The sequence below is a fragment of the Bradyrhizobium sp. 142 genome (genome assembly GCF_023074015.1).
Lineage (GTDB): Bacteria > Pseudomonadota > Alphaproteobacteria > Rhizobiales > Xanthobacteraceae > Bradyrhizobium.
The window spans coordinates 1-12,908 of the sequence record NZ_JADPKQ010000229.1; the positions used below are offsets into that span (position 1 = coordinate 1).

General features: G+C 57.5%; 8 protein-coding genes and 3 pseudogenes. 8 read left to right on the forward strand and 3 right to left on the reverse strand.

What is annotated here, in order from left to right; genetic code table 11:
• Nucleotides 1-152: 152 nt before the first annotated feature.
• Nucleotides 153-395: pseudogene (locus IVA82_RS21270) on the forward strand (transposase); the annotation flags it as partial.
• 608 nt (nt 396-1,003) lie between these two features.
• The gene (locus IVA82_RS21275) at nt 1,004-1,639 is read left to right on the forward strand and encodes an IS5 family transposase (protein ID WP_247493500.1); all 636 of its coding nucleotides are present in this window, start codon (nt 1,004-1,006) and stop codon (nt 1,637-1,639) included.
• Nucleotides 1,640-1,912: 273 nt separating this feature from the next.
• Here the strand turns inward: IVA82_RS21275 and IVA82_RS21280 are convergent.
• Nucleotides 1,913-2,104, reverse strand: a pseudogene (locus IVA82_RS21280) (IS21 family transposase); the annotation flags it as partial.
• A gap of 698 nt (nt 2,105-2,802) precedes the next feature.
• On the opposite strand from IVA82_RS21280, the gene nodU reads away from it, so the two are divergent.
• On the forward strand, nt 2,803-4,473 hold the full coding sequence (nodU, locus tag IVA82_RS21285; RefSeq protein WP_247493501.1) for a nodulation protein NodU: 1,671 nt from the start codon (nt 2,803-2,805) through the stop codon (nt 4,471-4,473).
• A gap of 800 nt (nt 4,474-5,273) precedes the next feature.
• Here the strand turns inward: nodU and IVA82_RS21290 are convergent.
• Together IVA82_RS21290 and IVA82_RS21295 are read right to left on the reverse strand one after the other, a co-directional pair.
• Nucleotides 5,274-6,185: a hypothetical protein gene (locus IVA82_RS21290; protein WP_247493502.1), complete on the reverse strand. Its 912-nt coding sequence runs from the start codon at nt 6,183-6,185 to the stop codon at nt 5,274-5,276.
• A 465-nt stretch (nt 6,186-6,650) separates the two neighbouring features.
• Nucleotides 6,651-7,046: pseudogene (locus tag IVA82_RS21295) on the reverse strand (aldehyde dehydrogenase family protein); the annotation flags it as partial.
• A gap of 46 nt (nt 7,047-7,092) precedes the next feature.
• On the opposite strand from IVA82_RS21295, the gene IVA82_RS21300 reads away from it, so the two are divergent.
• The 5 genes from IVA82_RS21300 to IVA82_RS21315 all read left to right on the forward strand — a co-directional run bounded on the left by IVA82_RS21300 (nt 7,093) and on the right by IVA82_RS21315 (nt 12,661).
• A complete protein-coding gene (locus IVA82_RS21300) occupies nt 7,093-7,608 on the forward strand; it encodes a hypothetical protein (protein ID WP_247493503.1) in 516 nt (171 codons plus the stop codon).
• Nucleotides 7,609-9,066: 1,458 nt separating this feature from the next.
• Nucleotides 9,067-9,384 (forward strand): enoyl-CoA hydratase-related protein, encoded by a 318-nt coding sequence (locus IVA82_RS48285; protein WP_253075579.1) that lies wholly within the window; start codon nt 9,067-9,069, stop codon nt 9,382-9,384.
• Nucleotides 9,330-9,692: an enoyl-CoA hydratase-related protein gene (locus IVA82_RS48290; protein WP_253075580.1), complete on the forward strand. Its 363-nt coding sequence runs from the start codon at nt 9,330-9,332 to the stop codon at nt 9,690-9,692. Before IVA82_RS48285 ends, IVA82_RS48290 begins: the two co-directional genes overlap by 55 nt.
• 136 nt (nt 9,693-9,828) lie before the next feature.
• A complete protein-coding gene (locus tag IVA82_RS21310) occupies nt 9,829-10,272 on the forward strand; it encodes a hypothetical protein (RefSeq protein WP_247493504.1) in 444 nt (147 codons plus the stop codon).
• A gap of 166 nt (nt 10,273-10,438) precedes the next feature.
• Nucleotides 10,439-12,661 carry an acetate--CoA ligase family protein gene (locus IVA82_RS21315; protein WP_247493515.1) on the forward strand — a complete coding sequence of 741 codons (2,223 nt, stop codon included), beginning with the start codon at nt 10,439-10,441 and terminating at the stop codon, nt 12,659-12,661.
• The last annotated feature ends 247 nt before the right edge of the window (nt 12,662-12,908 follow it).

Here is a 12,908-nt window from a genome sequence, read left to right on the forward strand (position 1 = left end):
CTCAGGCGTACCTCGTAATGGAGAGCGGGGTTGGCGGTGATTGGTGCAGGAGCGCGATCAAATTGCCGCCAGCTCCCCATTACCGGCTTTGCCCATAAGGCAGGTAATGGGCGTCGCCCATTACCTGCCGCAACCGGCATTGCCCGAAGTGCGGGCCTGAACAGGTGCTGGCTTATCTCGGCCGCTATACGCATCGCGTCGCCATTGCCAACAGCAGGCTGATCTCGCTTGCCGAAGGCAAGGTGAGTTTTTCCTGGAAGGACTATCGCCAAGAGGGCAAGACCAAGCTGATGACGCTCGATGCCGACGAGTTCATGCGGCGCTTTCTCCTGCACACCCTGCCGGACGGCTTCCATCGCATCCACCACTATGGCTTCCTCGCCAATGGCGGACGCAACGATAAGATCGCCCTCTGTCGTCAACTCCTTGACGTACGCAACGCGCCAATTGATCAAGAAGCCACCACCGATGCCCTCACCACATGCGAGATCCCCGCCCGCTCACATTGCGGCGGCATCACGGCGCGTCGATGTCGTGCCGCGAACCTGCGCGCGCGACCAACCGTTTCGTTGCGGTACGTCATGACCAGCGCCTGCACCATTCGCCCCTTCTGTGATCACCTTCTCCACGGCGACGTCCGAAGTTGCCATGGCCGCGCTCGTCATCGAACATCCCGCCAATCGTTCGGCCACGCATTCCAGCGCAGCAAATCCCTCGCCGCGCAGCGCCCTCGGCCCGATCAATCCGGTCCCTTACATCCGATGAATGACTCGCCAACGCGCGGCGACCACGGGCGCGCCTTCCCAACAGCCGCACCCGCTGCACTATTCCCATAGCGCCCACAACTCCGCAGCTTCGTTCAATCCGGCTTCTATGAGGTCGCACGCACGACCGAGCACGCGGCCCACGCCTGCCCGCGACCTCACAGAACCCTCAAGATTGAACCCTCAAGAGTCTCAAATCAGCGGGACCGTGATTCAAGGCTTCCTTTTAGGAGGAAGTCTTGTGTCATGGACCGGGTCGGTCTGAGCGATGCGCATGGGACCGTATCTCCGGCCCGATCATCGGTCGGCCGGACCAGCGCGGTTCAACGGGGCGCGACAACCGAATGTGTGTCGAGGGCGTCTTGTGGATCGTTCGGACCGGTTTGCCATGGCGTGATCTGCCCGAAGCGTTCGGTGAATGGAACAGTGTCTTCGGGCGCTTCAACCGGTGGAGCGCCAAAGGCGTCTGGCTGCGCATGTTCGAAGCGCTGGCAGATGATCCGGATTTTGAATACTTGACTGTCGACTCCACCATCGTCCGCGCACACCCAGCCAGCGGCGCAAAAGCGGGGGCTCAAAATAAGGCCATCGGGCGGTCGCGCGGCGGCCTGACGAAAAAATCCATATGGCTGTCCGCGGCTTGGGCTGCTCGGTCCGTTTCTTTCCTGACGGCGGGCCAAGCCGGCGATGCGCCCCAGGCCGAGCCGTTCGAGGGCTGCCAGCCGAAGTCGTGGCGCGCGATGCGGCCTACGATTCCAATGCGTTTCCGAACCGCCATCGCCGCAAAGGGCGCACAGACCGTCATTCCAAACAATCCCTCGCGCGCGACAAAATATGCACTCAACAAGCTCCTTTGTGCCGGTCACTTGATCTAATGCTGCTTCTCAAAACTGAAGCGGTTCGGGCGCCTCGCAACGCGATACGAAAAGACCGCGAGAAATTAAATCGCCGTCGTCGCTATAGCCGCAGCTCTGCTCTGGCTAAGGTAATTGTCCACATGACCTAGACTAGACCATCCACCTATTGCCGGTCTCGCCCGACAATGATTCCGTACTCAGCAAAATGAGCTCGAATGGCACAGGCGTTCGTTGGCGGACCAGTAAGCCTCTTACACAATAAAGCATCAAGAATCCTTCGTTTGCGCGGGTGGTCGGCATATGTACGAGGATCTTCGTATGCCGCCCGTTACCGCTTCCACTCATGTGGGCGCCGATGCGTTCCTATCAAGGAAGATTTCGACGGTGCGTGCGGTAATGCGGGCCTCGACCTCACGGCACGAAGCGCCACGGCACCGAGTACTGGTGGTGCTCGATCGCAATGTGATAATCTAGCCCGACCCGGCCAGCATGAATCCACGGTTGCGGCGACGCTTCTTCTAACGACCCAACCCGGCAACCACGCCGGTCATGCTTGCGCTTGAAAAAATTTAGACGCTGGGCTCAGTGGGTGGAAGCCAAACGCTCGCGACGTCTGCAACCCGCCAAGCTGGTTCCGAACGCGACAGCCGTCCCGCGAAATCGTGAGAGATTCCTCTGATCCGCACTTGGCCCAAATCATGCTTCGCCTAGGGGAGGGCGACAGAATAGGAGCCGCGTTTGACCAACGATCAGCCAAGCGAGATGTTCGGTGGACGTCAAACTTTGTCAACATACCAAACGAGCGCAAAAATGGATCTCACGTAAGACCTGATATCGCTAGACCGAGTGCTAGGGGTGGTTCGGGAAGTTGTGATCCAGTTTTTGGGACGTTCTTCAAGATTAGTGATGACGGCAGGATTTCAAACAGGAAGCGATCGTGCACAAGGCGAACAAGTCCTGAGCTGGAATCGGAAATATCAATTGTCAGGGCGGGAATTAGATGTTGCCGATTCGTGGCGGCTCAGGAGTAGTCCGTTCGAGCGGGAGAAATGCGGCCGCTGTCCGTTTCCTAAGGTCATCGCAAATGCCCTAGAAATTGAGTGGGGCAGGCGCACTCACGGAAATGCAGGACCCGGCTATTAATCGCCTACAGTCGTCGCCGACGTAGGCATGGAGGCACTATGCGCATCTGCGGTATCAAACTGACCCACGACGGGTCGATCGCTCTTGTCGAGAACGAACGGCTTGTGTTTTGTGTCGAACAGGAAAAGCGAAACAACAATCCGAGATATGAAACCATTGACAATCTCGACGCAATTGTCCTTGCCTTGGCGGAACACGGTCTAGATCCGCGCGACGTTGATCAGTTCGTCATCGACGGCTGGAGCGGCGAGGTCGAGTCGCAGTTCCAGGTTCTCAGTGGTGCTACGCCTACCGCTCTCAAAGGGGCTCCGTATCTTGAGCGCCGCACCGACGGACTCCTTACTGCGCACGACGACTTTGGACTGATGCTTGCCGGCAAGCTTTTCCCTTATAAGAGCTACCCGCACGTCTCGGGCCATGTCGCCTCCGCATACTGCACCAGCCCCTTTGCCAAAGCCGGACAGCCTGCATTCTGCCTAGTGTGGGACGGGGGGACCTTTCCACGTCTTTATTATGTCGAAAGCCATGGCGCCCGGTTCCTCGAATGCCTATTCTCGGTGAGAGGCCATGCCTATGCTGCCGCGGGCCATCACTTCGGACCTTATAGGCGGGCCGAGCGTACCAGCTGGGACCCAGGTATTGCCGGCAAGGTGATGGCATACATCGCTCTTGGGTCTGCTGATGAAGATATCGTGACGGTATTTCGAGAGCTCTACGAGGAGCGCTTTGCAGGCGAGACGGAGCCTGCCCGACGTTACCGTGCGAACATTAACAACTGGCAGCCCTCACTTGCGGCTATGCACGACTTCTTCGACGTCAGCGAGCTGCAATTGAAGGCCAAGCGACCCGAAGATGTGCTTGCATCTTTTCATGTTTTCCTAGAGCGACTCCTCATACAGGAAATGACGATCGCTTTGCGCCGGCATTCGTGCGTTCCGACACGCAATTTGTGTATAGCTGGTGGCTGCGCTCTTAATATCAAATGGAACAGTGCACTACGTGCGACCGGCTTGTTCGACGCCGTCTGGGTGCCGCCCTTTCCGAATGACAGCGGGTCGGCAATAGGTACCGCTTGCTCCGAAATGGCGGCGAACAGAGGCTTCGCGCCGCTGGATTGGTCAGTCTATAGCGGCCCGGCCCTGCAGAGTGGCGATGTGCCGCCTGAATGGGAGGCTGCACCGTGCAGCATGCGCGAGCTTGCCACCATACTTGCGAGCGACAAGCCCATTGTGTTTCTCGCCGGCCGCGCCGAGCTCGGACCACGGGCACTGGGTAGCAGAAGCATCCTCGCAGCCGCGACGTCGGCGGGAATGAAAGATTATCTCAACGACATCAAGCTTCGCGAACACTTCCGGCCAGTGGCGCCGATATGCCTGGAGGATCGTGCGCCGGATATCTTTAGCCCGGGAACGCCGGATCCTTACATGTTGTTCGATCATCAGACTCGGATGGAATGGCGGGACAAAATCCCTGCAGTTGTACATCTCGACGGATCTGCCCGACTACAAACAATTTCGAGGACGTCGCAGCAAAAAGTAGCTGAGCTTCTGATCGAATATGAAAGACTCACGGGCATTCCGCTGCTTTGCAATACGAGTGCCAACCACCATGGACGAGGGTTCTTTCCGGATGCAGCAGCAGCCTGCCGGTGGGGACGCGTTGAATACATCTGGTGCGATGGCCTGCTTTGGACCAAAAACAGCAATTGACTATCGCCAGCCGTAGAAATCGATAGACGATGCCGTCCGGGCCGAGGAAGGACTGACAGATGAAGCGAGCAAGGCTTACGGGATGGGGGTATCTGGTCCCGATCGCGTGACCTTTGCCAAGCAGCACGTTTTGACTGCCGATCATAGACCGATTTCATTCAGGACAGAGGTCCGTGATGCTGTAGACCGGGAGCTTCGTAATGCGGCACATCGCGGAAGCGACAATCGGAAAGGCCCGCACCTTCAGCTCGTGATGCCAGAACTCACCCCTTGGGATGCCGCCGACTACGATGCCGGCTCATTGAGCCCGATCATAGATCCCGAGCAAATACGCTGCAAATAGAACGTGCCGAATCGTTCTTCCAGAAACGACCGTCGATCATCCGCGTCAGCTTCACAGCGCGCTCCATGTCGATGATCGCATCCAGCCTCGAGCACAGAAGATCGGCCTGGCCGCTGTCCGTCGCTCCTTGCGTCGCATCGCCCCTTCATCCGCTAGAATCACGACTCAGATTTGCAAGGAATTCCCCTCGGATCACGATTCCCGGCAAATCCTTCTCGTTTATTGCGCTTTCCGATTCCAGCTCAAGGTGCTGGTAGTTCTTTACGGACGACAACTTAAAGCGTAGCGAACTCTGGAGCACTGCCAACAGAGGCCTCATATAGCCGAAATCCTACGTTCCCCGTGGCACCGGTATTTGACGAGCGAGTGATGCTTTACAGACGACCGGATCCTGCGCGGTATTCGCCAAGTCCATCCGATTGGTTTGGCAATGTGTTTTGAAGCGGCTAAGAAATTGCTAAGAAGCTGAAGCATGCGCAAGCTTATGCTCTAGCCATGCGAAAATGTCTTCATCGCAGGCCGCAAAGTTGTCGAACTCACCGTCCGAAATCGGTCCCAGCCGCGGCATCAACAGTTTGAGATCAATGCGCGCCGCTGTGCAGTTAGATTCTAATTTGATGGCCTCCGGGATGCTGACGATACTGCGCCCACCTGCGACTATGAGGATCGGGCATTTCAACCGTCGCGCCAAACGCGAGCGAAGTACTGAAGCTGACTGATCATCCAATACGTGAGAGGTTCTCGTCATCCACGAGATGGATGCCTGAGTACGAGCCCAATTCCATAAACCTCCGTCGCAAACCGCCGCGGCAACGCGGCGATCAGCTAGCGCGGAATCGGTCGCTAAGGCGGCCGACAGCCCTTCGCCGTAGATCCCAAGTCGAGAGGCATCTACTTCTGGTCGAGCAGACAAATAGTCCAAGCAAGAAGACAAAATTTCTAATTGTCCAAGCCGACTATCCGAAACGTCGTCGTAAGCGACAACGAGAGCCGCCATGCCTCGGCCGGCTATCACGGGCAGGAGTCTTCCAAGCAGCATCGTCCCTGTTTCGTCCTCCCTGCTTATGCAAATAACTGCTGGGGTACAGAGTTTGGGCCCGCCGGCGGGCACGTAGTAGGCAGGAAGCTTGCGTTCATCCCAGGAGACGATGTCGACACGCCGTAGCCTCTCCTCTAAAGAACCGAAATTACTGATGCCAGCTTCCAGTTTGGCTGAGACGTGTGCCGCTTGTGGATCGTCTTCTTCGACAAGTCGTCTGGCAACTTCATATGCGGTTAATGCACAAAGCCAAGCCTCCGCCTCCGCATCGAAGGCGCCCCGTTCGGCATTCAGCTCTGCGAACAGGCAGTGAGCATCTCCAATGTTCATCCATCTTGCGACGAAGTGCCGCCGGCTGCTGGCCTCGTAGTGTCCCGAAACACTGTCTAGGAACAGTGCGGCACTTCGCCTTGTAGACTCCAGGCTGTCCGTCACTTCAGGCCAAGCAGCGCACAGCATTGGTATCCCCCCTTTATGCGGATGGACGACTTCAGGATCGCCCTCCAACCTTGAGCAATCAGGAGTCCTGAAGTCGGCCAAGTCGACGGTGACTGGAATCCTTTAGCTTCCGCTTATGTCCGACTCTCGATCATAGAGCCCATCAAAGGTGACGCTCGCTGATCTGTGGCGACCTGCCGCGGAAATTCTGCTTTGTTTCAGTAAACAGCGCAGTTTTTCCAAGTGTGCACGGCGTCGGCCTCAGAGGTGTCGGGCAAGTTTCGCGCAAGAACTATCGGAAGCTGCGCATTCCTGTTGCTAGTACTAGGCTGCAATGCGTGCTTCTGGGGTGGCCACGACCATTGCCGGAAAGTTGAACGGCGTGATTCCTGCGACAACGCCAATGGCTGGCAGCGAGTGACTGTCGACCCGCGAGGCGACATTCTCGGTCACTTCAGGAGCTGCGGTGCACCGGTTGCGAACTCAACCACTTCCATTCCGCGCTGAATTTCACCCTTTGCGTCCGATAGGACCTTGCCATATTCGACCGTGATGACTTCCGTGAGCTCGTCGAGCCGGTCTTCCAAAAACCGAAAAGCGATTGAGGATGCGCGCGCGACGGAGCGGCGGTGTTTTGGCCCAGGCCGGGAAGGCCGCGTGGGCCGCCCCGACAGCAACTCGCACGTCCTCGGCTGAACCCGAGCCGAGCGTGCCCGATTGTTCGCCGGTGGCTGGGTTGAATACGGGCGAGATCCTAGCTCCTCGACCTTACACCTCTTCGCCATTGATATAATGTGGAATGACCCCGAACATTAATTTTCTCTTCAGTCGGATGCTTGATCGCAATCGATACCGAGCACATTATTTGCTTATCAAGCGCACAATTCGCGACTATTCCGTCCCGGACGATTTCGCTGGCACAGCTCCAAGCGGAATGGGCCAAAACAGCCACGGCGTCCCTGTGCTGCTTGGCTTGGCCTCGTCCGCTACTATTCCTGGCAAACTGCTCTTTGCTCCAAGAAGTGCGCCGAGCGCTTCCGGGCAGGGTTCAATAGAACATGGGCCATTTGCCAGAAGTCGCCAATCAAGAAGCCCTAAAGAGTGGGAATTATCAGTGACAGAGATGTTAGCAAAGATAATAGACCTCGGTGCCTACAGCGCCCAAAAGCGCACCTCATCTGAGCTGTTTCGCGGCAATGAGTCCTTGATGGCGACTTGTAGTTCGCTCTCATCCCTTTACTTATTTTGTGCGTTCTTGGCTTGGTGCCAATTTGCTTTGCTCGGCTCACCAACATCAGAAGACGAGCGAGCCTGAGCATATGTAGGCTGACCGATGGTGATATCGCGAGAACACCAGATACTTCTTTCAGCTTCGCGAGCGCCAAATCAGGTAAGCGAAGCGGACCCCGCACTCCAGCTGCTTCGCAATTGTCAGGGAGAAACGACGCGTATAATGGTACTTGCTAGCTGGCGACAAGCACGCGATCGCGCATGAGCTAGGACGGCCTGCAAAAGAGCAGGCCGGAGAGCGGATTATTGTGCCGTCATGTCCGATGTTCAATGCCCAATTGTGATGACTGCGGGGGAACTTGTCGCTGGGTACTGTAGGCGTCGGGTTGACGCCGGGTTGTGGCCAACCGACGGGAAGGGCCATGTCTGACCGATTTCCAGTCTATAAGATCTTCCTGGTGAAGCGTGGGCGAAGGTGGGTCTGGTCAGTCTACACCAGCGAAGGCTCAATGATCATGACGGGCGCGAAGGACCTTCGGTGTGCTGCTGCATATGAAGCCAACAGGGCCCTTCTTCTCCTGCTGCTGAGCACGCCCTACCGCTCACGATCTGCGTTTTCATCTCAAACGCGCCGGTGCGAGCCCAAGCGGCTCCGTTGACGGAATGCGGCCGAGTTGCCTGGTCCTCGAAAAACGACAGAGTGGAAGTCCTCGTCGGGGCTCACCGTTCCGGTGCTCTCTTGACCTCGCCACGTGAGCAGCCAATTAAAGGCAACCGAGACAGTATCATGAGCAACACTCAAGAGCAGCGTCTCAATGCAAGCAAGCGACGTCAGCCCGTCGTTGTGGTCCGGTGTTCCTGACGGCAAGAGCTGATAAGCTCGTATTCCGAGCGCATGCGTGTCATTGGCCCAAGTGGCGCGGCTTCGTCATCAAGGCAGGTTCTTCGAACCGACTGCGAAAAGTCCACGATGAAGATGATGACGAGCTTGGCAACGCCGAGGGTTGTCAGCTGGCTCGCCTGCTCATTATCCGTATTGGCGTGTTCAGAATGATAAACTTGATGATTTAGGAGTTGGCGTGAGCAAGTCGCTCGAGCCCGCGTCGACTGCCGCTTCAAACGCACACGGGTAGAAGCCTTTTCCGAAACCCGAACCGCTTCGTTGATACCCGCTATTCTGGACCTTGGGTTTCACTTCGGTGGCTGGAAATCCTGAACGAATGAGTGCCTCTACGCAGAAATTGTGCAAAAGCGCTGGTTTTCTCGCGGTCCTTCGAAGCCCCGTGGTTGTTACGATCTTTAAAGATGCGGAACGATTGAGTTCTGTTTCGGGCAAGAAACCGCATGGACAAGCACAGTAGCGCTTCATTCACTAGCCTGAGCTGGCGCTCGCCAATTCACTCGTGGGCCAGGCTTTGTTCGCGCGAAGGCCACGATACCAGTGACCACTTCGCCCCTGCGAGATCGCCTGGTGCAGCCACCTATAAGAAAGTGCGGCTCGCGAGCGCCTGTGTAGTTCCAGAACGAATTGAAGGAGAACCGAATGAACGAACCATCCGAGCGCATTCTGACTGAGCGCCGCGGCCCCATTGTGATCATCACGATCAACCGGCCCGAAGCGAGGAACGCATTCGATCGCGAAACCTCGAACGCGATGAACGCGGCGATGGGCCTTCTGGATGAGGATGACGGTCTGTTCATCGGCGTGATTACAGGTGCTGGAGGCAACTTCTCGGCTGGCGCGGACCTCAAGGAAATAGCTAAGCTTGGTGTGCCCCCCCGCAGCCCCGTGGCGGCTTCGGCATCATGGGGCGTCCTGCGCGAAAACCTCTCATCGCTGCTGTTGAAGGCTACGCTGTAGCCGGCGGCTTCGAAACGTGCCTGTCGTGCGATCTGATCGTTGCGGCGCGAAATGCTAAATTTGGTGCCCCCGAAGTCAGGCGCAACCTGCTCGCGAGCAGTGCCCTGGTTCGATTGCCGCGCCGTGTGCCGTATCACTTGGCCATGGAGCTGATATTGACCGGCGGCTTCAAGGAAGCGACGTGGCTTGAACGATTCGGTCTAATCAATCGCCTCGCGGAGCCTGGGAAAGCGCTCGAAGAAGCGCTGAAGTTGGTGATGAATTACTGGAGAATGGGCCCCTGGCATTGGCCGCGAGCAAGGAAATAATGTTTCAGTCGGCCGGGCACGATGATAACCGCTGGGTAGAAGAGACGCCGATCGCCAAGAAGGTGTTTAACTTGGAGGACCTCGTAGAGGCCCTGAAAGCTTTTGCCGAGAAGCGTAAGCCCGTATGGAAGGGACGGTGAAGTCGATTTCGAATGCCGACCGGCGCATGCCGAACCCTCGGCATGATTGGCCGCCCCAAAATTTCTGCGTCCGACTGCTGCTGCCCGAAAGCATCTTCCTCGTGGTGCTCTTTGTCGTACCCCTTGCGGGGCTTCTGCTGCTCTCATTTGGGATGCCAAACTGGAGGCTTGCGAATTTCGGGCGCATCCGGGACCGGGCCATCGCAGAGGGAAGGAGAGAATTCGGTATGCGGCCGGGTTTTGAAGACGGTTTTCCCTGCGTGTGTCAGTTAGATCGCTTTGAAATTGAGTCGGGATGGCACGCGATGCCCGTTTGGGCCAGAGGCAAGGAGCGAAAATCCCGCGCTGTGAGCAACTTTTCGCCGGCCAACTTAAAGCACGGAAGCTTTGCGCATTCCGAGGCGGGCGCATATTTTATGCGCACAATCGGATTTTATTAGAGGAATTCGGCTCCAAAGCTTCGGCATACTCAGCGAGATGGTGAGCGCGCTGTGTCGCGCCAGCTTGACCGTTTTAAGATCCTCCCGCTGGCTCCCGGCTAAACGCACCGTTCCAGACTTGGTGGATACAGACGGAACTGCAGAAGGGGAACGAGGAACCGTGGATATGCAAGTTGATCGTGTGGTGCGGGAAGCATCCGACCTCGTTACGCAGGAGACGAAGCCGAGCGACATGGCGAAGAGGATTGACCGGCTTTTCAGGCCAGAATCGGTCGTGATCGTCGGAGCTTCCCAAAAGGGAGGCTTCGCCACGGAAGTCCTCGTGAACATCAAAAAATGGGGTTTCTCGGGCGCGACTGCTGCGGTGAACTCGCGCTACGATCAGATCGAGGGTGTGCCATGCTTTCCGAGCTTGACGGCCATTCCATATCCGGTCGGCCTCGCAGTGGTCGCCGTCCCCAGCGCCGCTATCCCCTCGGTGCTTGAGGATTGCGAAGCTGCTGGTGTGGGCGCAATCCAGATCATCTCAAGCGGCTTCGCCGAGCAGGGCGGGGAGGGCGTTCAGAAACAGCGCTGGCTGGCCGAATGGGCCGAGCGGACGGGGATTCCGGTCGTCGGTCCGAACTGCTTTGGGTTGATGAACGCGTCCAACCGACTCATGGCCGTACCGCTAGATTTTCATTCTATGAAGGCCGGCGGAATCAGTGCCGTATTACAGAGCGGCACGTTTGTTTACAGTCTGATCGGTCCGCTTCTGGCTCGCGGAATCGGGATAGGGCGCGTCGTCACCACAGGCAATGAAGCCTGTACCGACCTGGCGGATTTCATTAACTACTTCGTCGATGACCAAGATACACAGGTCATTTCCTGCTACAGTGAGCAGATCAAGCGCCCGCGGGAATTCATCAAAGCCTGCGAACGCGCTGCTGACGTAGGCAAGCCAATCGTGATGATCAAGGTGGGCCGCTCCGAGGCAGCTCGTCAAGCAGCCTTGACCCATACCGGCTCACTGGTGGGTTCGGACGTCGCGATCGATGCCGTTCTGAAGAAGCTGGGTGTCGTTCGCGTCGATGATATTGATCACCTAATCGAGACCGCGGCCGCGTTATCTTCAACCAAGCGTCCGCGCGGCCGCCGCGTGGCATTTGCCTCTCTCTCCGGCAGCGCTGTCAGTCTGATGTCGGACTTCGCCGAATCCCGCGGTATCGAGTTTCCGCCGCTACCACCGGCAGTGAAGAAGCGGCTCGAGGCAGTTTTTCCTGCGTTTGGCAGCGTCAGCAACCCGCTCGATCTCACGGCTCAAAGTGACTATGACCGGCGCATCTTGGACGAATCTCTTGATGCTCTCGCCACGTGCGGCGCTTACGACGTGATAGTCTGGGGACGCGGCTTCCCTGCGTGGCTGGATATGCGCGGGCTTCAGGGCCAAGCGTTGACCAATGCAGCCAAGGCGGCGCCGGAGGTGGTCTTCGCGGTCATGGGCTTGGCCGGCGGCCACTTTCATAGTTCTCTCGACCCGAAATATCCGATGATTGAGCCGAAGGCCGAATTCGACGGTATGCCATTCCTGCAAGGGATGGATACTGGGCTCAAGGCGCTCTCCGCGCTTATGGACTATGCTGAGTTTTTGCGCACCCGCAAATCCAACAATCGCCTATCTGGACAATGGGGACAACGTAGCGCGAACTACACGGAGGCTATGCGCATCCTGCGTGCGGCCAAGGGCGACATCCTGACGGAGCGCGAAGGCAAGCGCCTGCTTGCCCTATACGGCATTCCAGTCGTCCGCGAATCCCTCGCCACGGATGCGGAAGAGGCAGCTCGCATTGCAAAAGATCTCACTTTCCCGGTAGCAATGAAGGTCGAGTCAGCGCAAATCGTGCATAAGACGGATGTTGGCGGCGTCATGTTGAACATCTCCTCACGAGAGGAGGTGATAGGCGCGTTCGAGAAGATCGTTGCTTCGGTGCGGTCGCATCAACCCGAAGCAGAGATCGCCGGAGTTGTTGTGCAGGAGATGGCCAGGCCGGGGACCGAAATGATGCTTGGCGCTACGTTCGATCGCCAGTTCGGACCGGTCATTGCTTTGGGCCTGGGCGGGATTTGGGTCGAGGCTTTGAACGACGTCCGCGTGCTCCTACCGCCTTTCGATGCAGCCGATGTCCACACGGAAATCGGTCGGTTGCGAGCGGCAAGTGTTTTGCGTGGCAGCCGCGGCGGGGCAAAGGCGGATCTGGACGGGCTGGCCGACTGCATCGTCAAATTCGGCACGCTCTGCATCGACCTTGCCGACGAGGTGGGCGAGATTGATGTTAACCCGGTCATCCTTGCCGCCGATGGCACCGGATTGACCGCAGTCGACTGTCTCATCACAAAGAAGCGCTCTTGACGAAATTCGCGATGCCACGATGTCTAGTTGGGCCAAGCGATTGACTCGATCCGGAACAGATCGGTTGCGTTTTCCCGTGGCACTGAGAGCAGCGGTGCTAGTTCGGCGCGCCACGCGACGATAGCTGTGATGACGCTTTGTATGTTTGCACTGGATGTCGAGCGCACCCTTCGTCGGGTGGGATCGGAGCATAGAGGGGCCATTCAATGGGATTCTCTAACGGCTACGGTCAGTTGATGTCACTCAT